Source organism: Erwinia tracheiphila (assembly GCF_021365465.1).
Taxonomy (GTDB): domain Bacteria; phylum Pseudomonadota; class Gammaproteobacteria; order Enterobacterales; family Enterobacteriaceae; genus Erwinia; species Erwinia tracheiphila.
Genome location: NZ_CP089932.1, coordinates 1113463 through 1133485, shown reverse-complemented (window position 1 = coordinate 1133485; position 20023 = coordinate 1113463). Strand labels below are relative to the sequence as shown.

General features: G+C 53.5%; 18 protein-coding genes and 3 pseudogenes. 8 read left to right on the top strand and 13 right to left on the bottom strand.

Annotated elements, in window-relative coordinates; translation table 11 throughout:
- Positions 1-136: 136 nt before the first annotated feature.
- The 12 genes and pseudogenes from LU633_RS05790 to LU633_RS05735 all read right to left on the bottom strand — a co-directional run.
- A pseudogene (locus LU633_RS05790) lies at positions 137-1783 on the bottom strand (DNA topoisomerase III); the annotation flags it as partial.
- A 16-nt stretch (positions 1784-1799) separates the two neighbouring features.
- The gene (locus LU633_RS05785; RefSeq protein WP_016192694.1) at positions 1800-2519 is read right to left on the bottom strand and encodes a PFL_4669 family integrating conjugative element protein; all 720 of its coding nucleotides are present in this window, start codon (positions 2517-2519) and stop codon (positions 1800-1802) included.
- Between the two features lie 327 nt (positions 2520-2846).
- Positions 2847-4082 carry an STY4528 family pathogenicity island replication protein gene (locus tag LU633_RS05780; protein WP_016192693.1) on the bottom strand — a complete coding sequence of 412 codons (1236 nt, stop codon included), beginning with the start codon at positions 4080-4082 and terminating at the stop codon, positions 2847-2849.
- A 78-nt stretch (positions 4083-4160) separates the two neighbouring features.
- Positions 4161-4391 carry a ParE family toxin-like protein gene (locus LU633_RS05775; protein ID WP_016192692.1) on the bottom strand — a complete coding sequence of 77 codons (231 nt, stop codon included), beginning with the start codon at positions 4389-4391 and terminating at the stop codon, positions 4161-4163.
- Positions 4391-4987 carry a DUF2857 domain-containing protein gene (locus LU633_RS05770; protein WP_016192691.1) on the bottom strand — a complete coding sequence of 199 codons (597 nt, stop codon included), beginning with the start codon at positions 4985-4987 and terminating at the stop codon, positions 4391-4393. The genes LU633_RS05775 and LU633_RS05770 overlap by 1 nt, the downstream gene beginning before the upstream one ends.
- Positions 4988-5071: 84 nt before the next feature.
- Positions 5072-5812 (bottom strand): DUF2786 domain-containing protein, encoded by a 741-nt coding sequence (locus LU633_RS05765; RefSeq protein WP_016192690.1) that lies wholly within the window; start codon positions 5810-5812, stop codon positions 5072-5074.
- Positions 5802-6059, bottom strand: coding sequence for a TraR/DksA C4-type zinc finger protein (locus LU633_RS05760; RefSeq protein ID WP_016192689.1), 258 nt, complete (start codon positions 6057-6059; stop codon positions 5802-5804). Before LU633_RS05760 ends, LU633_RS05765 begins: the two co-directional genes overlap by 11 nt.
- Positions 6052-7818 carry a ParB family protein gene (locus tag LU633_RS05755; protein ID WP_016192688.1) on the bottom strand — a complete coding sequence of 589 codons (1767 nt, stop codon included), beginning with the start codon at positions 7816-7818 and terminating at the stop codon, positions 6052-6054. Before LU633_RS05755 ends, LU633_RS05760 begins: the two co-directional genes overlap by 8 nt.
- Positions 7815-9182: an SPI-7-type island replicative DNA helicase gene (dnaB-PI, locus tag LU633_RS05750; protein ID WP_016192687.1), complete on the bottom strand. Its 1368-nt coding sequence runs from the start codon at positions 9180-9182 to the stop codon at positions 7815-7817. Before dnaB-PI ends, LU633_RS05755 begins: the two co-directional genes overlap by 4 nt.
- Positions 9175-10053 (bottom strand): annotated as a pseudogene (locus tag LU633_RS05745) (ParA family protein); the annotation flags it as partial. The pseudogene LU633_RS05745 and the gene dnaB-PI, both read right to left, overlap by 8 nt.
- 399 nt (positions 10054-10452) lie before the next feature.
- The gene (locus tag LU633_RS05740) at positions 10453-11400 is read right to left on the bottom strand and encodes a tyrosine-type recombinase/integrase (RefSeq protein WP_016192685.1); all 948 of its coding nucleotides are present in this window, start codon (positions 11398-11400) and stop codon (positions 10453-10455) included.
- A gap of 46 nt (positions 11401-11446) precedes the next feature.
- Positions 11447-12946 carry a TraI domain-containing protein gene (locus LU633_RS05735; protein WP_016192684.1) on the bottom strand — a complete coding sequence of 500 codons (1500 nt, stop codon included), beginning with the start codon at positions 12944-12946 and terminating at the stop codon, positions 11447-11449.
- 195 nt (positions 12947-13141) lie between these two features.
- Here LU633_RS05735 and LU633_RS05730 point away from each other — a divergent pair, with 195 nt between their 5' ends.
- The gene (locus LU633_RS05730) at positions 13142-13681 is read left to right on the top strand and encodes a hypothetical protein (RefSeq protein WP_016192683.1); all 540 of its coding nucleotides are present in this window, start codon (positions 13142-13144) and stop codon (positions 13679-13681) included.
- A gap of 756 nt (positions 13682-14437) precedes the next feature.
- Positions 14438-15193, top strand: coding sequence for a helix-turn-helix transcriptional regulator (locus LU633_RS05725; RefSeq protein ID WP_040465835.1), 756 nt, complete (start codon positions 14438-14440; stop codon positions 15191-15193).
- Here LU633_RS05725 and LU633_RS05720 read toward each other — a convergent pair.
- Positions 15165-15797 (bottom strand): acyl-homoserine-lactone synthase, encoded by a 633-nt coding sequence (locus tag LU633_RS05720; protein WP_016192680.1) that lies wholly within the window; start codon positions 15795-15797, stop codon positions 15165-15167. The genes LU633_RS05725 and LU633_RS05720 overlap by 29 nt on opposite strands.
- A gap of 379 nt (positions 15798-16176) precedes the next feature.
- Here LU633_RS05720 and LU633_RS05715 point away from each other — a divergent pair, with 379 nt between their 5' ends.
- The 6 genes and pseudogenes from LU633_RS05715 to LU633_RS05690 all read left to right on the top strand — a co-directional run.
- Positions 16177-17145 carry a hypothetical protein gene (locus tag LU633_RS05715; protein ID WP_016192678.1) on the top strand — a complete coding sequence of 323 codons (969 nt, stop codon included), beginning with the start codon at positions 16177-16179 and terminating at the stop codon, positions 17143-17145.
- A 108-nt stretch (positions 17146-17253) separates the two neighbouring features.
- Positions 17254-17817 (top strand): hypothetical protein, encoded by a 564-nt coding sequence (locus tag LU633_RS05710; protein ID WP_016192677.1) that lies wholly within the window; start codon positions 17254-17256, stop codon positions 17815-17817.
- A gap of 680 nt (positions 17818-18497) precedes the next feature.
- Positions 18498-18761, top strand: a complete 264-nt coding sequence (locus tag LU633_RS05705; RefSeq protein ID WP_016192675.1) for a LysR family transcriptional regulator — start codon at positions 18498-18500, stop codon at positions 18759-18761.
- Between the two features lie 37 nt (positions 18762-18798).
- On the top strand, positions 18799-19077 hold the full coding sequence (locus LU633_RS05700; RefSeq protein ID WP_016192674.1) for a hypothetical protein: 279 nt from the start codon (positions 18799-18801) through the stop codon (positions 19075-19077).
- Complete coding sequence (locus tag LU633_RS05695) at positions 19070-19345, top strand: hypothetical protein (protein ID WP_016192673.1); 276 nt, start codon at positions 19070-19072, stop codon at positions 19343-19345. The genes LU633_RS05700 and LU633_RS05695 overlap by 8 nt, the downstream gene beginning before the upstream one ends.
- Positions 19338-19850: pseudogene (locus tag LU633_RS05690) on the top strand (class I SAM-dependent methyltransferase); the annotation flags it as partial. The gene LU633_RS05695 and the pseudogene LU633_RS05690, both read left to right, overlap by 8 nt.
- Positions 19851-20023: the final 173 nt, after the last annotated feature.

Here is a 20023-nt window from a genome sequence, read left to right as displayed (position 1 = left end):
GCGTTTTGTTTAAGGATTAGACACCCATATCAAAACCGGTAACTCTCAACCTTTCAAGGTCCAGTGTCAGATCAAGTCGCGACTAATACAAATCAAATACCCTTCAAATCAGTATCAAACAATTTTCGCGGCTACAGGTCGCCATCACTTTGCTGCCTTTACGCACGATAAAGCCCCGTTTCAGAAGCTGCTCAACGATACCGGCGCGGGTCGCCTCCGTACCCAGACCGGCGTTCTCTTTCAGCACCCGTCTCAGGGCCAGATCGGTCACAAAGGCGGATGCGTTCATCATCGCGCCGATTAACGTGGCAAAGGTGTAATGTGCAGGCGGCCGGGTCATCATCTGGGCCACCTCAGCACTGTTTACGCCACAACGCGCCTCTTTCTCCAGCGGAGGAAGCACCGCCGTGGCCTCATCTTCATCGGCCCTTTCATCGTCTCCCCCTTTATCAAAAAGCAGCCTCCATCCTCTGACCACTTCGGTCCGGCCTGTGGTGCGAAACAGCTGTCCGCCAATGTCAAACTCTGCGCGGGTCATATCCGACTCGTTCAGCGGCAGAAATTGCGCCAGATAGTTGCGGCGGATGAGCGTGAAGACGCGGCGCTCATCCTCATTCAGCGCCGCAAGCTGGAACGCATTCCGGGTGGGGATAATGCCGTGGTGGGCAGTGATTTTTTTATCATTCCAGATGCGGGAAACAAACGTCGGATCGAGCCCCGATAAAACCGGCATACACTCCGGGTCGGTACGGCTGATAGCGTCAAGCACGCTGCCCACCTCCTCGCGCATCGAGTGAGGCAGATAGCCACAGTCGGTTCGTGGGTAGGTCGAGGCTTTGTGCTTTTCGTACAAACTCTGCGCGATGTCCAGTACCTGCTGAGGCGACATGTCCCAAAGCCTGCCACACGCCTGTTGCAGGGTGCCGAGAGAAAATGCCAGCGGCGCGGGCGACTTTTCCCGCCGGGTTTCACACTGCGTGACCACCGCCACGCCGGTCTGCCGACACAGCTGCGCCACCTGCTGCGCGATATGTTGATTAACACAGCGCTTTTCCTCATCGGTATAGACCGCCGCCGGCACCCATTGTGCAGGGAAGGTCATGCCCCCCGCACTCAGCAACGCTTTCACCTGCCAGTAGGGTTTTGGTACGAATGCCGCTATCTCCCTGTCACGTCGTACCACCAGAGCCAGCGTCGGCGTCTGCACCCGGCCAACCGAGACAACGTCATCAAACCCCGCCTCGGCCGCACGCAGCGTATAGAGGCGTGAAAGGTTCATGCCGGTCAGCCAGTCGGCGCGGGCGCGACCCAGCCCCGCATGATACATGCCCAGCGTCTCCGCCCCCGGACGCAGGTTGTTGAGCGCCGCACGGATACTGCTTTCATCCAGCGCCGACAGCCACAGCCGCTGTACCGGCCCTTCCCAGCGGCAGTATTCCAGCAGCTCACGCGCAATCACTTCACCTTCACGATCCGCATCGGTGGCAATGACCACCTCATCAACCTGTCGCAGGAGGCGCTCAATCACTCTGAACTGATCCCGCGTCTCCTTTTTCACCACCACCTGCCAGGGGGACGGCAGGATCGGCAGTGAGGATAGCGTCCAGGGTTTGCCATACTGCTCCCCGTAGGCTTCCGGGGGTGCGTTTTCCAGCAGGTGTCCCACCGCCCAGGTCACGGTGACACCGGTACCGGCCAGAAAGCCCTCGCCCCGTCTGGTCGCACACAGGACGCCCGCCAGATCGCGCCCCTGTGAGGGCTTTTCACAGATAAACAGCCGCATGTCCTCCCTCCTGCGGTCAGCCAGCCGGGTAAGACTGACGCAGAAGAATGATACTGGCCTGATCGGCCGGCGGCGAAAAGGCCGAACGCTTTTCACCAAGCAGTACGCCCCTGTCAGGCTCACCGATTGCTTCACATGCCTGCTTCCAGGCCTCATTATTCAGCACCGCATCATCCCGGGTGGCGCTGACCTGGCGATAGCGAAGCACACACCCGTAGATTTCGCGCAACAAGCGGCTGCCATCGCCCAGCAGCTCATAACGCTGGTTGCGGGAAATAACTCCGTAGTGAGCGGCCTGGAGCACCTTTTTTGCGAACTGGTCGAAGCCCATCAGCAGGAACACACAGCGGTAGCCCAGTGGCGTACTGCTGAATACGGACAAATCGAGCGTTTCTGCGGCCTGCGCATCGCTGATGCTGACGCCAGAAGGCACCACGCGCATCTGTTTCTCCAGCGTGTCGATCAGTTGAGCCATTTGCTGACTGGCATACTCCAGCTTTTCTTCCAGCGCCAGCATGACCGCATCGGCCCAGGGATTATTTTGCAGGGAATCCCTGTTAATCAGCGTGGCACGATGGAGAAACTGTGGCATCCCCATGATCGGCTGCTTTCCTTTTTTACCATCATCCCGCTTTTCAGCCCTGCGCCCTTCCCACAGCCCAATTGCATAATTGGTGTGGAGTTCAATACGGAGTTCGGACTGAAGGGCTCCGGCCCGGTTTTTCTTTTCTGCCATCGTTGTCACCTGTGTTCAGTTAAGATCCACAGGCATGGTCCTGAAACAGCAGGGTTTGCAACAATGTGAAACTGATAACCGGTGGACTGAAATTATACGCTGTACATTTTTTGCTCTTGTTGCGGGCCGCAACAAGGTCGTTTTTTAACCACATTCACAGATCACACCACTGAATGTTATACAACTGCATGCTGAAACAGTAGGGTTTGCCACAATGTAATTCTGATAAACGGTGCGCTGAAATTATAATCTGTACATTTTTTAGTCTTGTTGCGGCCCGCAAAAAGGTTATTTTTTAAGCAAATTCATGGGCCGCACTACTAGCTGCTACTGGGCAACTGTTTGCTGCCGGATCGCAGCAATTGCCGCCCTGACCTGTTCCTGTGACGCCCGCCTGGCTGGCAGACCGGAAACGGTTTTATCAGCTGGCTCAGGCCGTCTGGCTGCCTGAGCAGGCTGCTGTCGGGGCTTGTCACCGGCAGGCTCTGCCACCTTCAGGTCGCCATTGCGGGCGCGACGCAGCATGGCAAACATCCAGCCAACCGGATTTGACAACTTCCGGCTGGCAAGCTGTTCACTGAGCAGCCCGGCCAGTATCTTCGACGTGTCCGGCGGCAGGGAGTCCATTTGCTCAAGCAGCATCTGCCGGTCGTCAGCGTTCAATTGGTTGATAAACGCTTCTGGCAGTAGCGACAGCCCCTCGCCCGCTTCGTACGTTTTTTTATTCACACTCTGTGTGAAATTACGTACGTTACGGTCCGGATTTCGGACTCCGGTGTAACTCATTGATTTATGACTGAGTCCTGATTCCGGACCCGGCTTATTCTTCTCCGGATGGGCACTGAGTTCATTTTTCGAACCCGGTGTTTTTTGCCTGTTTTTCGTGCTTTGCTGCCCGGGTCCGTTTTCCGGACTCCGCGATTTTCTCTTACCCTGATAAGCCATTTCTGCGGGCGTGGACGGTGAAGCCAGGCGGCCTTCAATCAATACCAGACGACTGTGACGGTGACGCATGCCGGGGTCCTGCAAAATATCATTGACCACGGCCAGCGCCGTCATGCGGATGGACTTATTTTTACTCAGGCAGCTCTCTTCTACCAGCGTCAGCCATTCCGGATCGAACGTCTCAGCATCACGGTAGCCCAGTGGTTCATCATGCTGGGCATATATATTGCCGCGCACACGTCCCAGATTGTCCCGAACCCGCTTGCAAAGGCTCAACCAGCCGGTAAGACGCAGCATCAGCAGAACCCGACTGACCGTGTCCCGCGACGCCTTATCGGAGTGGGCTGAAGCCAGCTGCACCTGCAACTCGTCATAGGTGGGAAAAATCGCGCCATCGTTCTGCTGCGCGTAAAGTCGGATCATCACCCACGCGGTTTTATCGAGCGGCGACAGGCGCGTGTCCAGAAACAGCCGGCGAGGAAACGCATCATGTACGTTCCCCATAAACAGCAGGCCACTGCGCTCCTGGCTGACGTCACCCGTGTCGGTTCGCTGCTCAAGGTTGCGCAGCATACGTGACAGCGTATGCGCCACGATACTGTCTGGCGGAATGGTCATTTTTTACTCTCCTTCTCAGACTGAGACGGCACAGTGCCGGGATAAACCCGGCACCGGACGGTCTTCAGCAGTATTCCGTTACCGGCGTATTTCCCGGTTATACGTCTCATGGTCCATCAGCCACCACCGGTGACCGCCGTCTTTGCTCAGAATGCGCCAGAAGGGCCCGACATCAATTTTCAGATAGCCATTGAGGTTCAGTCGCCGGTAGACCTTTTTACCGGTCCGGGCGGCGTTGAACAGCTGGTGAGCGCGGCGGCGCACGGCCGGTGAGACCTGCTGACGAACGGAGAAATCACGCATTTCCATCATGCCTCCCTGCGCCGGGATGCATCCGGTTTGCGGGAAATGTTCACCTCACGACACCACTGGGAAACGCGGGTCCAGACCGCCGTCAGTGACAGACTGTACTGTTCCGCAGCCAGCATCATCGCTTCCAGCGCCTGATGGGAGTCCGGCGACGTGAGGCCGGCCACCTTCCATTCCGCCCAGAGCGCCGTATCCTGCGGCTCAGTCAGCGACTGGGTACGTCCCTGACGGGTTTCAATACCCATCAGGCGACGGCGGGCACTCACCTCAGAGGGTGACATGCCGAAGTATTTGTCCATCAGGTCCATTGACCCGCCCAGTTCAAGCGCCCGGTCAATCATCAGCATGCGTTTCTGTTCATTACGCGCCTGATTGAGCATCAGCCGAAAATTTTCGTGATTGATGGTAACGTCCAGCACGGAGACGTGTGACTGGCTCAGATAGTGCAGGTCATCGAGGCTCAGCTGGCTGAGTGCGCGTATCTCATCGACGGACATACCCAGTGACTCACAGCGCCGTATATTGCCGTTTTTCACATCCATCAGCAGCGAGGAGAGGATGGTCGTTGTAGCCTGTGACAGATTATGCTGGCTCATAACACGCCTCCTGACATCGCCTGACTGGCAACGAGAAAAGCATCAAAAAGCCAGCCGGCAACGCAGGCACCCCATAACAGAAAATCAATCATGCGCAGACCCTCCCGCTGAAATATGATGTGGAGCCTGCGCTCCGTTAACCCCATGATGAACGTCGGCATCACGTCCCGCTAACACACCCGCCAGGCGGGCCGTCATGTCGCCGCGATAGCGCCCCGCCTCACGCACGTTCAGCTGGCACAAAGAATTCTCTTTGTGCCGCCGGGCCAGCCAGCATTTGAGCATCGCCTCCTCTTCTCCTGCTGAGGAAAATGACTGCAACACCTGCCAGACGCCGGCCACCCAGCCTTCGCGAAACTGATCGGCCCGGCGGCGAAGAGTTCGTGGCAGAATGCGTCGTGAGCGGTAGCCAGCCATGTGGCCGTCAGTCGCTGCCCGCAGCTGGCGTTGAAGAACCGTAAAAATATAAAGCGCCACCTCCGGCCTTTCGCTGAAGCCATAAAAATGCAGCGACCGGCGAAGACTCTTCACACCGCCGAGGGTGGTGTGCACATACCAGCCAAACCAGCAACGACAACCGGTGGCCATGCAAACCACCGTGGCCAGCGAGTTGAGCCAGGCAGGCACGCTCTCTGCATTGCTGTTCAGTCGATGACACACCGTCTCAGCAACGTCGTGCAGCGAGAGCATGTCGGGGGTCAGGCCATGACGCTGCATCAGCCGCTGAGCCAGCGCCACGGCGCGTGCCGACTCGTGCGGGTTGCTGTTGCGGGTCCCCAACGCCATCAGGCGACGAATACGTGTAAGAAGTTTGTTATCCACCATAGCGCAGCCCCCTTTTTTGGGCTGAACGGTGCCGCTGCTGGCGCTCCCTGACGTCCTGACAGCCTGCGCACAGCGACACGCCTGGCACCGCGATTTGTCTGGCAGGCGGAATATCTGCACCGCAATATTCGCAGGTGTCTTTTGATGGCAGCGTGGAGTGAACCTGCGCCCGGATGGCATCAATACCGCGTTGCGTGAACAGTGCCGTGCTGGCCTGGGCCATTTCATCATTCAGGTCATCAGACATGTTTACCTCCTGTTGCAGCCTGGCGCTGTAACTCACGCAGACGTCGGATAATCCGGATAAGACGCAGGGTTTTCACCACGGTGATATCATCAAATACCGGCGTATCCGCCGGTTTCTCAGAGCCAAAAAAGTTCAGGCAGAACATGAACATGTTAAACGTTTTGTCGGGCAGCGAGCCGGAGAGCCCGGCCAGAAAGAGGCCGAACTCACGGGCGCTTTCTGAGACAAAAAAACCGGCTGAAGTCGGCTTTTTATCTTCAACGACGCATGAGTGGCACCCCATCCCTTCAGCAATTTCGTAGGCCAGCCGGTAAGCCATATCCTGGAGGTGCTCTACATCATCCTGAAGCGTTGTGATATGCCAGATATCGCTGACCGGCTCCAGTCCGGTCGCCGCAAAGGCAACAGAGCTTTCCATGCTGACGCCTGGCGTATCGTGATCAGTGAAGGCAGATGCCAGTAAAGCGGTTCCCGATTGCGATGTGCCTGTCCGGGCGTCATCGGCGGTAATGCCGGTTTCTCCCGATATCACCTGACGTCCACCAAAGAGATCGTTCTGAACCTCCCGACGTGGCTGGCTACCCGCCTTCGTGCCCGGATCATCAGAGAGTCCGGTTATTCCACTGAATTCTTCAGTGAGGATGGGTTTTTCAGGTGCCGGTTCAGGGCGGGTTGATGTAATAAGCGTACCGCTGCGCAGGCCGGTTTCCGGAGTAGACGATGAGGTGTCAGGAGGAAGAACAGTAATGACGGGCTCATTGCCCTGAACTTTACCGCCCTCCACACCTGGGGTCGGCAGCAAAGGTTTTTGCTGGCCTGTATTTGTCAGTAGTGGTGCTGACGGCGGCTCTCCGAACTGCTCCCGGCGCTTCTGCTCTTTCGGGTCCAGTTCAATAAGCCAGCGGTCATAATTAAGGCTGGGATGTGGTAAAGCCTTAAGAAGCTGACCTATCAGTTCATCGCGAAAGACGCCCAAAGAGTAACTGTCAGGATCATCAAACACCCGACAGACAGCACCGAAAATATCATCAGCATCACAATCCGGATTAACCTCACCGCTGAACGATTTCCATACTTTGATGACGGATGACCGGAGACTCAGAAGCGGTATGACCTGACTGCGACTCATGCCGCTTTCGAGCTGTCGTGGCATGTGGGGATAGAGATAACTGAGCGTGTCCTCCATACGACTCACACTCGAATGATCGATAGGATAACCTTCACTCCCTAATAAATCAGACAGCTCTCTGAGCGTAACGCATCGTCCCAGCTGTTCTTCATGAATGATACGGGCCTTATGAATGCCAAAAGCCTTTTCAATGTAAGTCAAATCACCGCGCACCTCATTTTCCGCCAGATGTCCTACCAGGCATTTCAGGCGTCCCGGCCACGGCTTGAATATGGTATGAACGCGGAAATAACGCTCATCCCCGGTTTCCTGCCAGAGTTCGCAAAGGATTTGATAACGGGTATTACCGCCATCACTGAAGATATAGACGTCCTCACCATCCGGATCGCGGGTCACTTTAGGTATCGAGTCCAGCCCACGGGCGCGAACTGACGCCTTGATTTCTTCATAGCGCGGGTTTCGTCCCTTGCGGGGATTGTCAGGATTGGGCCGCAGCTGCTCCAGAGTCAGCACCATTGCCATTTCGCTGACGGGTAAGGGTGCTCCAGAGGACGGTTCGGCGTTCTGCGCGGGCGATTTACCCCGCTGAAGCATGGCGGCCCCAAGATTCAGGTTACGGACGTTGCTCATGCATACCTCCTGACCTGACAAGTCTGCTCTGTGATAAAGCGCGTGTACCGCCCCTCGAATTGCAGGCGGATCGTTCCGGTCGGCCCCTGACGCTGCTTGCTGATAATGAGTTCAGCGCGTCCTTTATCCTCTGAATCGTCGTGATACACTTCATCCCGATAGATAAAGACAATCACATCCGCGTCCTGCTCCAGGGCACCGGAGTCACGGAGGTCGCCGTTATTGGGACGTTTGTCAGCCCGACTTTCGAGCTGGCGATTGAGCTGGGAGAGAGCAACAACCGGGCAGTGCATCTCTTTTGCCAGTGCCTTAAGGGACCGGGAAATCTCTGCAATTTCCTGGGTGCGGTTTTCCTGCCCCGGACAGCGCATAAGTTGCAGATAATCCAGACCAATAATAGATGGGTGACCGTAGCGGCGGGCATTACGCCGCGCACGGATGCGCAACATGGCGGGGGAAAGTGCGCTGGTATCATCAATTATCAGGCGGTGCTTTAAATCCCCCATCAGCAACGCGGAGGCGTTCGAGACTTTTGCCCAGTCCTCATCATCCATCAGCCCGCTTTTGAGACGCTGTAACTCGACATTGCCAAGAGATGACACCATGCGCATCAGGATCTGCTCAGTGGGTTGTTCAAGACTGTAGAACTGCCCCACCGCTTCGGCTCTGTTCATCAGTGAATTAAGCATCATACTGATGAGAAGGGCCGTTTTTCCCATTGAAGGTCGGGCAGCTATCAGGATAAGGTCGCCAGCCTGAAGACCGCTGGTCATGGCATCAAAATCGTCAAAACCGGTCGCCGTACCGGTTATGCCATCAGGCGTCTGACAGCGCCGCTCAAGTTCGCTCAGCAACCTTTCCATACCATCCAGCAGGGTGACCGCCTGCTGCGGTTCAGTAGACTCAGCCAGGCGGGTGATTTTTTGCTCCGCCGTCTCCATAATCAGCGCAATGTCAGCACCCGGTTTGTTGACAGAATCCGTGATGTCATTACCGATCGCTGCAAGCTGGCGACCACGACTGTACCGGGCCACGATTTCACTGTAGGCAACAATATTGGCAGCGCTGGGCGTGTTCTTTGACAATTCTGCCAGGTAGGCAAATCCTCCAACCTGTTTCAGCGCCTCTTTGCCTCGGTTTTCAATACTGTCGTGCAGCGTGATCAAATCAATAGGATGCCCTGCTTTAACAAGGCCGGCCATTTCGTCAAAAATAACGCGATGGACCCGGTGAAAAAAATCATCGCTGTTCAGCAGCAACGCGACGTCATCCCAGCTCTCGTTATCCAGCATCAGCCCACCCAGCACACACTGTTCTGCATCCCATGAACAAAGACCGGCATACTTTTCGCTAATTTCAGTCATGTAATTCTCCCGTGCCATTAAACGCATCGAAACGGGGTTTCCACTCAGGAAAAAGTTCGCAGGCAAGCTGATACATTGAGTCAAAGGCAGAGTCGCTTTTACGCGAGGTTCTGCGCTCCAGGCGATGGACAGGCAGACCTGAAGCATGGCCCTGCTCGTAGATATCCAGTTGATAGATGCAGGTTTTCAGCATCTCAATGTCGATTTTGTCCGCGTGCTGACTGTATTCACGGTGAGAAATGATATGTCTCGCCTGTTCAACTGTAGAGTGCGCGAGGACGGTATACTTCATGCAGTTCACGAGCATGCGGATGCGCGGCAGGCTGATACCAAATGCCGTGTAAGGCAGTAAATCCTCCATCAGGGCTACCGTGCCACGCATAAACTCACGAATGTCTGCCAAAGCGGGTTTGACCATTCCAATCATATCGCCCGTTGACGCGAGGATTATCAGTTCAGACATGACCGAACGTGACCCCTGAGAGTCAATCAGGATAACGTCATACTGACTGAAAACAGGAGTCGATAAGGCATTACGCAGGCGCACACGCCCGTCAGCAACATTCAGCATATATGTCGGCAACAGGTTACGCGGGTCGTTAGAGACTATGACGTCCAGATTATTGATATCGGTATGGGAGATAATATTTTCTGGGCAGGAAAGGTCCACCGTTTGCATGAGTAATTCATACAGACCGCAGGGGGCTTCATAAGTGAATGGGTACATGCTGCTGACGGTGGGTTGCGCGTGATCCCCGTCGATGATGAGCGTTTTAATGCCGGCATCGGCGAGAAAACCACCAAGGTATGCGGTCTGGGTTGATTTACCCTCACCGCCTTTGGTAGAAACTACCGGGAGGACTTTAGTTTTTTAATGCATTTCGTCACCTGAATAACTTTATTCAGATGAGAACGAGTGCTCCATTCTGTGATTTCCACAAACACGGGGATTGAAAATCCCCGTGTCCTTGGTTCGATTCCGAGTCCGGCACCACTTCTTCAGAGCCTGTTCGTTAAGGGATGAGATCCTTAACGGGCAAGATAGCGGTCATCAGCATGATGTTGGTAGTTCACTTACCGCACCATTGTTGAACACGGGACTGTAAGTCCGGAGGATGTTCAAGCATCCTCTGGACTTCTCACATCCATTAAAAATACTTCACGAACGTATTTACCCTCAGATCCTTTCTTTGTCAATCTTTTGTAAAGCGTTATGTCCTTTTTTTTCCATATTGATAATCATCGACTTAGATTTGACTTAAGATTTATCCTATGCCGCATCCAGCTGTTCAAGCACGCTTCTGACCTTCTCGATATCACTTTCCACATACTGGAGTGTCACCGCCGGCGTCGAGTGTCCCAGCAGATCCTGCGCCATCTTGAGGTTACGTTCAGGCAGACTCATCAGGTTAGTGGCAATCGTATGTCTGAAACGGTGCGGGCTGACCACAAAACCACATTCGTTAGACAGCCTTCTGAAGAAAGCCCTCAGCGGCGGATGATCCATATTCTCACTCACCTCGTTCCGCCGACCGTCAAAGCGGGTGAGATTAAAAAGCTGGTCGTGCATCTTTGCATCGCGCTCAATCGAGAGATTGTAAAGCCTCTCCAGTCCGGGCCGGAGATGCCGGGTGATGGGGACGCGATGCTCCCGGTGATTTTTGGCCCCCTCCGGACGCAGGCTTATCCAGTTATGTTTTAAATTGACGTCGCAGAGCCTGATGTGGAGCAGCTGATTCTGTCTCATGCCTGTCCGGCGAAGAGTGTCCACAACGGTCAGCCAGAACCAGGCCGGGCTCAGAGCATTTCTGCGTATTCCCGTTCGCCCGGTATATTCATCGGCAACTCTCGCCTCCATCAGCAAATAAATCCGTTTGATTTGCTCATCGGTCAGCGTTTTTTTGCGTTTAACATCCGGTCGCGCTATCGCGCCATTAAACGAATTATCCTTTGAAGATATAAATCCCTGACTGATGGCAAAATTAAATATTGCCCGCATGTGCGTCAGCTTATTATTCCAGGTAATTTTGGTCAGTCCCTCATCATTAATAACCCGACGCCGCCAGTTCAGTACCATACGTCTGTCCACATCCTCTGGCATAATATTTTCACCAACCCAGGTCGAAAAAGAATGGACGACCTTACGATAACTCCATTCCGTTGCCGGACGGAGTGATTTACTGAAAAAATATTCCGTCAAAATATCCTCAAACGTCATTCTCTGCTCCATATTATTCCCGTATTATCACGTTAAAAATCACGCATTATTTCTTTGCGGAAAACCATATGCTGTCTGCGGGACAGCTTTCTTTTTTTAAAATAAGATCAGCGCTAATCATGTAGCCTGACACTCTGGTGTAACGCCCGCTTTTATCCGGCGAATCGTACTGGTGATAATGAAACAGCCCCTTACCTTTTCGTGAATGATGTATCCCCAGCGCCTCAAAGCTTTTCTGTAACGCATCCTTGTCCGTGGTAAGGCTGCCGTCAGAGGCGGCGTAGCGGTAGAAGCACCCCGGTGACACCATAAATACAAACTGCGCCAGGACGGGCAGGATGCTGTCCTGCCCGTTGACCGTCAGCGTGCCGTCCTCAACGCCCGCCCTGAGCCAGGCCAGAAAGGCGTCGCCAAGACTGTCTGCCTCAGGCCGCGTTGCCTCGATGGCGTTCTCCACGACAAGCGGAGCGCGCGTTTCGTCCGGATCAGCTGTCACCGCTCCGTCAGGGTCGGACACGTTTTTACCCTCCGCCATCAGGTCAAGCAGGGAAAGCAGTCCCCTGGTATCCGGCCGTCCATCCTGCCCCTCACCGGCGCTGTCGCCGTTTTCAGTCGTTGGCCTGACTGCCTCATCAGCGCCCAGCGCGGACGCCAGTGACGATACGGAAGCTGTATCCGGTAACGCGCCCTGATTGCTTTCTGGTAAGAGAGTGCAGGTATCCGCATCTGTTTTTATCGGTGCTGAAGGCGGCAATGCATCAGTAATGCCGGACCCCGATTCAGCGGCGGTTTCAGATAGTTTGTCCTGAGACATGTCCATGCGCATCCCACAGCTGGTTAAGGCATCGCTGATAATGCCGTTCAGAATGCCCGACCGTGCACGCTGCCCGGAGAGAAACGTCAGCAGGCTTTCTGACAGCGCCGGCCAGCGCTGGAGCCAGACCAGACCGTCGGCGGGCAGCAACGTGAGAGCCATATAGGTCCCGCGCATCGGGCGGCTCTCTGTCCCCGGCCGCACGCGCCAGGCCGCCTGCGGAAGGGTCAGCCCCGGATACCAGGCACGCCCGCCCTGCACCTCACCCTCCATCTGCGTCAGCCAGTCAAGGTGGTGCAGCAGCCCTGCCCAGTAAACCGCACAGACCCAGCCTGGTCCCTGTTCCGACTGCGCCTCCGGCGTGGCACCCGGCGGCAGCATCATGCCCCGCACCAGACGGACCGCCCGCACGGCCACGTTCAGGCTCAGGTCGGTAAAGCCGCCCGGACCGGAGAACGGCCCGCTCCAAGCCGCCGGGCACGCCTGCACCCTGGCGGCCAGTTCTTCCAGCGGACGCAGCCACCATGTCTGAGTGAGCGGCCCGGACAGCGGGCTGTTGTCCGACAGCATCCGGATAAGACGCTGCCGCTCACTGGTCTGCATCATGTCCCTGCCCGACCGCACCGCATAAAACCCTGACGCCCCGCCCTGACCAACCTGCGTCCCCGTGGCGGGTGTGCTCACCGCCTGCCTGCCCCTGCCCGTCAGCCACCCCGGTATGCGCATCATCATCACCCCCCACCCCCCGTTTCCCCGTAAAAAAGCCGTTACGCTAAAAGCCGGGGGAAGAATTGCAACGAAAAAGCCGGAGCGCGGGCGGGTATAAATCCCGCTTGCGTAAATGTTCAGGCACGGATATCGGGTTTATCGCTGCTGTATCAACCGACAGATGCTTTGATGACACCTCCTCACACTCAGAGAAGTCATATGCAGCGGCGCATCGTGTTTTTTGTTCTCTTCACCTGGCTGACGCTCTGCGGCGCGGCCTGCTTTGCCCTGACCGCCGCTGATGACACGCAATTCTGGCTGGCGTGGCCGCTGATGTCCGCACTGCCCTTTCTGCTGCGTCCGCTGGGCCGGGCTGAACGTCTGCTGCGGCCCGGCCTGACGCTGGTCAGCCGACGTCGCGGGCGGGCATGGGTGCATCTCGCCCCGTGGCAGCCGACCGTGGGACTGGAAGCCTGGCAGGTGAGCGCCTTCTGGCAGGCCATCAGCGTATCGACCTGCGCTGCCCTGCGGCATAACGATACCGTCATCGTTTCCTCTCATCTTCTGACAATGGCACGGCTGCGCCGGCTGCATGGCGAACTGACGGACAGCGGCCAGCCTTTCCAGTGTCGGGTGTTCAGCGTTCCCTTCACCCCGTCGGCCAGGACCGTCATGCAGATGGAAATCCTCTTTCGCCAGTGGCGCTGGCGCTCTGCATTCAGGGATGACTGGGCCGTAATGGTTATCTGCCGGAAATAAGAACTGAGCCAGGAGGCCAACGAAAAAGAATGCGTCGTTGGCTTAACCTGCCATTTCACTTATCAGGTATCGCACAGCACAGCGTGAAAAATTTTCGCCACTTAGTTAATTTAATATTGAAAGAAATATCGCCGACCGACCTTATTTTTATAAAAAAAATTGAAATGAATGGTTTTCATTCTATTTTTAGAATAGCTTATCTTCATTTGTCTTGGCTGTCATTGAAATACTAATTTTTAAAAAAGCTTAAATATGCAATGATGACAATTGAAATCTTGTCCACCTTTAAATTTCAGGTGTAAATATATTAAAAAAATTTTTTGATTTCTGATATTGCAGTAAAAAACTTCTTTATCGTGAAAATTATTTAATTGGTTTTGTGCAAATATGATTCTTGATTTAACGGGTTAAATAAATGTCGCGTAGTAGTTCTGCCGACTGTCTGCAAGCCCCCCACTCTGACTGTTATCACCCCCTCTGTTTTCAGAATCGCTTTATCGCAATAAGGCATAACAGGTCATAATATAAGTTACCCTTCCCGGCGGAACTTTATAAGGGTGTTCCGTCCGGGCAGGGTGTTCCCTGGTGTTGGCTGTTTCATTGCCTAGCCTGAAAGGCAAGGTTTTTTGTACCTGAACAACGAAACTGATTGTAATCGGGGTGGAATGATAAGTAAGCTGTACTTAAGTTTTAAGTTAACTGTACTTAAGTATAGCTGCTGTATTAGATAGCTGGGAAAAATTGCATGGAGCCTGAATGTTTTCAATTTTTCGTGAAAATAAGACGCTGAAAGACACGCTCAGGGGTTACATAGACAGGAAACTATCTCCATTTGGGTGCATGGAGTATGCGTATACTGTCGTCAGTAAGAAGAATCCTTCCGACGTATTGATTATTTCAACTTACCCTGATGAATGGGTGCGGCTTTATCATGAGGGGCAGTTTCAGTTAACCGATCCGGTGGTTCTCACCGCTTTCAGAAGGACTTCACCGTTTTCCTGGGATGAAAACATCACACTTATGTCAGAGCTGCGTTTCACACGTATTTTCTCCTTGTCCAGGCAATACAATATTGTTAACGGATTTACCTTTGTGTTGCACGATCATATGAATAATCTGGCGTTGCTGTCGTTTATTATTAAGGGGAACGATCAGGGAGGACTTGAGCAACAGCAGCGATTGTCTTCTGAGCAGGGGGTTCTTCAGATGCTACTTATTGATTTCTGTGAGCAGATGTACCGTCTCGCAGGCCCTGACCTCTCCGGGACAATGCATACCGCGCTTGCAGAAGATAAAGCCATTTTTTCACCTCGTGAGAACGAAGTTTTTTATTGGGTCAGCATGGGAAAAACCCATGCCGAAATCGCGGTCATTGCGGGAATATCTCTTAGCACGGTCAAATTTCATATGAAAAATGTCCTGATCAAGCTGGGCGTGAATAATACGCCCCAGGCCGTACGTCTCGGCATTGAACTCGGCCTTATTAAATCGGTAGCATCAGTGGCCAGGTAGTCAGCGAGTTGGTTTCACACTTTGTCTGAGCAAAAATTACTTGTGCAAGCTGGGTCTGTGCCTGCTCTCCGGCGGGCAGCTTCAGCAGGTAAATACGCTCCCGTTCACTGAGAAAAGCCTCCTTCAGCACCGTAAACTGCCAGCCCGAGCGGTTTACTATGGTCAGCATGGGACGGCTGACAATGGTATGTATGTGGTCGTGACCGCTTCGTTGCGCCCAGTTCACCATTGCAAGAAACAGAACCTGACTGACGGGAAATCTCTCACCAAGCAGAGCACGAGCGCGGGCCTTATCTACAAAAAAACGGCTGGACTCAATCCCCGTGTCCGGTAGTTTGACAGTGTTGAAACAGGCGTTAAAAGTGTGTGTGATCATGTTCGGCCGCTCAAGCCCAGTAAATCTCACGCTGCAAACCAGCGTGTCCCCAGACAGGCCAAGAATATAGCGTGTCCCGTCCCCGTCAAACTCATCTGATTCCATTCCCTGGGTGCACAATACTTCCCACCCGAGTCGGTCACTAAAGGTTGTTTTCCGCAACCGGTAGAGTTCTTCTGACCGTGTGGTTTTCAGTTCGTCATAGCTGACATCAAAGAGTTCAAGCATTCCCTGTTTCCTTATTTGAACGTACTGGCCTGGTATGCAGAATTCTACAATTTTTTACCTTTAGGGTCAGCAGGCTGGAGCATGTGAAACGGTGACATAATTAGCCGTCCGAACCGGCAATAGCCAGTGGCGCTGGCGTCCGGCCTTCCGGGAAGCCTGGCCGGTGATGGTTATCCGCCGGAAATCTTTCAGCAGCAAAAAATAATTTCGCCTGTTGAAAACATTCAGGCTTCTTCACACTGGCTACATGAATATAGTCGATCTGAACGATCGAATTTATCCGTTATACAGGCGCTGACCGGCCTGGTAGTGTCATCACAGCGGATACAACCGGGGCGCACGGCCTCAGCGCAGGATACGGACCAACACCAGGGGAACTATGAACCGTCATAATCTTACCACCCTCATCTCCCGCATGGCACTGGGGCAGAATGAGGAGATGCAGCAGCTGGTCCGGCGGGTTGCGGACGGCAAAAAAACAGCCGGCGCACCGGTTGCTATCCGCTTTCGCCCCGCCGTCAGGACGTTTATCACGGAGGTATCGCGCAATCTGGGCATCTCAGCCGCCGAGCTGGTGAATACCCTGATGGAGGGCGTGATGACCGAGACGTTGATGCCTGAACTCGCGGCGATCACACGCATTTATGACCGGTTCTGGCAGCTGATGGACGCCCACCGCCTGAGCGTACACAGCGTGGCCACGATGCTGGCAGAGCTGAATATCAGGCTGAGCGTGCTGGAAAGCCGCGAAAGTACGCTGGACCACCTGACCGCGCCGGTCATCAGGCAGATTGCCGCCTGGACGGGCGTGTCATCCGCCTGGCTCGACGGCACGAACGACCGCCCCGTCAGGCCGGTCGTCATATCAGACTGGCGGGAGGTGGCCACACACCTGTCTTCTGAAGGGGAACCCGGTATCCCGGAAATCCGCCTGGTGCGCCGTGACAGAAAATTCCCGCAGCCGGGCACAGGCACTGATGATATTGCGGTCAGTATTTTTCGTCTGAAGCAAATTAATGGCATCTGGCTGCGTGTGAATGTCTTCAGCGGATTAATGCACAATGCCGGTGAGGAAAATAAAGGCACGGATGCGTTTCTGGCCTTTTGTGAAACGCTGAGAAGAGAGGCATGGCTGGGAGACGTCAGCACCCGGCTGGCACCGGAATATCTTTACGCCCGACTTAAAGATGGCAGTGAAATACCCTTATCCATCTCTGATGCGCTGGATAAACATTATGAAAACCGGTATTTCGATTCCCTCTGGCAGGATGATGAACTGCGGGGAATTAAAAACCCGGAAGCGTATATAACGCCGGAATGGGAAAATTACGCAGAAAAATTCATTTAAAAAGTTCGGTCATAAAAGAATAAAAATAAACCATTAGCAAATATTTAAAAATTGGGTGCGTCAGCATCAGGGAATCCCCTTGTCGAAAATAATAAAAGGTCACCGTTGATGAAAATAAAAATGATGATGCACGGCATTACCCCGGCGCTGATAGCATCCGCAGCGCCGACTATCCTCACGTTGATGCTCTCACTGACGGGGTGCAGCAGTATTCCTGATGATTTCAGGCTCAACGATATTCCCCGACGGCTTAATCCCGGCACTCAGCAACATACCGGCACAACAGAAGAATCGCCGGCACGCAACGAGGTCAGCTGGCAGTCCGGTACGATACCTGTCCCCGTGGATACGGTGGCCATGCGCCTCAAGGAACATTACGGGTTTGTATCAGAGGATGACGTCACCGCCGCACGTAACAGTGGCCAGGGCAACGCCGGCTGGTCGGCATCCGCCATTTCAGAAGGGACGAGCTGGCAGGCGCGGCCGGGCAGTTACTACCGCATGAGCAGGAACCGGGCAGGAGACGATCGGCTGACTCTGGAGGTGACGGGAAATGGCCGGACCAGCGTAATTACGGCGCACTACCGCTCATCCAGTCCTGCACATCTGAAAGAATCATGGACCGCAAGATTGTGGAAGCAAATTCCGGACGTGGCGCGTCATGGCGGGTAGACACTTCTGAATCCAGAAAATTTAAATCATGAGGTCAAAGAAATGGCTGCAATTAGCATCAAAATCGAAATTAACGGGTTGATGTATGACAGTAACAATTCCCGATGCAAATGTATTCTGTCAGACAGTCAGTCCAGATTATATGCATTTATTCAGGTAATCGATGGCTCTGTAATAAAACGTTATTGGGGAGAGTACAGTCATAATCACCCGGAAGAGTCTATAAAGGCAATTATGGAAAATGGAGGGAAATGGCCATTACTTCACCCCAAATAGATACCTGAGAGTTTTATTTCCTGTATCACGCCTGAAAAATAATGTGCTCTGAAACTTCTTTAGACTGATGAGCAAAGTTCGCCCATGAGAACAAAAACCAGAGATTCAGTGAAATGGAAAAATATTATATAGCCAGCGTTAGAGCTGACGCTGACGGTCATTATGAAAACTGCTGCGGTGATAAAGCGCAATTCTGGCGCGTTTATACGCAAAAAGAGAATGGCCAGAGTCAGTGCATTCTGGACTGCCATCACAGATTATCCTCAGCGACAGGGGTGCATGCTGTTGGGTGGGGTAGCGGGGCTGAAGTCTGCTCATCAACAGCCTTTAGCCCCTGATGATGGGTGCGATCCGGTAATACAAAAACAACTTGATGATGGCTAACTCAGTGACGGGTCTACGAAATGAATATTGATACTGGTGTATTACGCAGCCTTGTCTTTATCAAAGAAAGAGGAACATTCCTATCGGCTGCTACAGAACTCAATCGTACACAATCCGCATTATCACAGCAGATGGCACTATTTGAAGAGCAACTTGGAAAGCCACTGTTTATCAGAAAGGGGCGCAATAAAGTTCTCAATGATGAAGGTATGCGTATATACAAAATTGCAAAATTAATTATCCAGCTGACAGACGAAATTAAAACTTCCCCAGCGGAAATATAAAATAACCATATCAGCACCTCTCAGAGGGAGAGATGAAATGAGCACGGCAATTAATGACGTTATTGCTGAACGCCAGCGTCAGCATTCAGTAAAAGGATATTCAACTCAGCATGATGATACTTATGTTGGCAACGAACTGGCAGCGGCGGCCATCAGCTATATCGAACCGATGGAGGCTGAAAATTACTGGCCAGCTGACTGGCATGATGGTTGCTTCAAACCGAAAGATTACCGCCGTAACCTGGTGAAAGCGGCGGCGTTACTCCTGGCTGAAATTGAGCGATTAGACCGCGCGCAGGGAGGCGACGATGCCTGAATATTTTGACCACGAGAACGTTTATGACGAGCAGATTGCTCCGCTGATGACGCAAATCATCACGATCTGTAAAACTTACCGGATACCGATGATGTGCTCTTTTGCTTACAAAAACGATGATGAGACAGAGATGAATTTTTGTTCCACCGCGTTGAATGCGTTCGAAGACAGACTCGTGCCTGAATACACCCGGGCAGTGCGTGTTCTGCGTGGCAACGATTACGCAATCGCAATTATGTCCGGGGAAAAAGGTGATGTGCATGATTAAATTCGGCGTCCCCTGCCCCGCAACCACAGTGGCATCAGTTCATGGGCACACCATCCTGGACATGTGCTGTGGTTCGCGGATGTTCTGGCTGAATAAGAAAGACAAACGCGCCGTATTCACTGATATTCGTTGTGAGCATCATACGCTGTGCGATGGCCGTAAACTGCACATCATGCCGGACGTTATTGCTGACTTCCGTGCTTTGCCTTTCGCTGACGGTTCATTTTCCCAGGTAATCTTCGACCCGCCCCACCTTATGCGCGTCGGCAAAAAATCATGGATGGGTAAAAAATACGGCGCGTTAAATCGGGAGACCTGGCAGGACGATATCCGGCAGGGTTTCAGCGAGGCATTTCGGGTATTACGCCCCCAGGGTACGCTCGTATTCAAATGGAATGAAACGCAAATCCCCGTCAGCATGATTATCGCTCTGACACCGCAGCAGCCTTCGATCTGGCAGCGCACCGGCAAAGCGGATAAGACCCACTGGCTCCTTTTTCTGAAAGACTCTCAGGAAATGAGCGCAACAGAAAAAGCCATCAGCGTTCTCATGGTCAGGGCAGATGCGCTGAGAAAAGAGGGGCTACTGGCTGAAGCTGATGCAATTTCATACGCATTAAGCCTTCTTAAAGAGGACACTGAAAATGCCTGAGCGCACATACTATAAAACTCAACCGC

What these genes read in the sequence shown, in the direction of transcription:
- LU633_RS05785 (WP_016192694.1), bottom strand. Translation starts at nt 2,519, where the DNA reads ATGGCAGAAAAGAAAAACCGGGCCGGAGCCCTTCAGTCCGAACTCCGT.
- LU633_RS05780 (WP_016192693.1), bottom strand. Translation starts at nt 4,082, where the DNA reads ATGACCATTCCGCCAGACAGTATCGTGGCGCATACGCTGTCACGTATG.
- LU633_RS05775 (WP_016192692.1), bottom strand. Translation starts at nt 4,391, where the DNA reads ATGGAAATGCGTGATTTCTCCGTTCGTCAGCAGGTCTCACCGGCCGTG.
- LU633_RS05770 (WP_016192691.1), bottom strand. Translation starts at nt 4,987, where the DNA reads ATGAGCCAGCATAATCTGTCACAGGCTACAACGACCATCCTCTCCTCG.
- LU633_RS05765 (WP_016192690.1), bottom strand. Translation starts at nt 5,812, where the DNA reads ATGGTGGATAACAAACTTCTTACACGTATTCGTCGCCTGATGGCGTTG.
- LU633_RS05760 (WP_016192689.1), bottom strand. Translation starts at nt 6,059, where the DNA reads ATGTCTGATGACCTGAATGATGAAATGGCCCAGGCCAGCACGGCACTG.
- LU633_RS05755 (WP_016192688.1), bottom strand. Translation starts at nt 7,818, where the DNA reads ATGAGCAACGTCCGTAACCTGAATCTTGGGGCCGCCATGCTTCAGCGG.
- dnaB-PI (WP_016192687.1), bottom strand. Translation starts at nt 9,182, where the DNA reads ATGACTGAAATTAGCGAAAAGTATGCCGGTCTTTGTTCATGGGATGCA.
- LU633_RS05740 (WP_016192685.1), bottom strand. Translation starts at nt 11,400, where the DNA reads ATGACGTTTGAGGATATTTTGACGGAATATTTTTTCAGTAAATCACTC.
- LU633_RS05735 (WP_016192684.1), bottom strand. Translation starts at nt 12,946, where the DNA reads ATGATGATGCGCATACCGGGGTGGCTGACGGGCAGGGGCAGGCAGGCG.
- LU633_RS05730 (WP_016192683.1), top strand. Translation starts at nt 13,142, where the DNA reads ATGCAGCGGCGCATCGTGTTTTTTGTTCTCTTCACCTGGCTGACGCTC.
- LU633_RS05725 (WP_040465835.1), top strand. Translation starts at nt 14,438, where the DNA reads ATGTTTTCAATTTTTCGTGAAAATAAGACGCTGAAAGACACGCTCAGG.
- LU633_RS05720 (WP_016192680.1), bottom strand. Translation starts at nt 15,797, where the DNA reads ATGCTTGAACTCTTTGATGTCAGCTATGACGAACTGAAAACCACACGG.
- LU633_RS05715 (WP_016192678.1), top strand. Translation starts at nt 16,177, where the DNA reads ATGAACCGTCATAATCTTACCACCCTCATCTCCCGCATGGCACTGGGG.
- LU633_RS05710 (WP_016192677.1), top strand. Translation starts at nt 17,254, where the DNA reads ATGAAAATAAAAATGATGATGCACGGCATTACCCCGGCGCTGATAGCA.
- LU633_RS05705 (WP_016192675.1), top strand. Translation starts at nt 18,498, where the DNA reads ATGAATATTGATACTGGTGTATTACGCAGCCTTGTCTTTATCAAAGAA.
- LU633_RS05700 (WP_016192674.1), top strand. Translation starts at nt 18,799, where the DNA reads ATGAGCACGGCAATTAATGACGTTATTGCTGAACGCCAGCGTCAGCAT.
- LU633_RS05695 (WP_016192673.1), top strand. Translation starts at nt 19,070, where the DNA reads ATGCCTGAATATTTTGACCACGAGAACGTTTATGACGAGCAGATTGCT.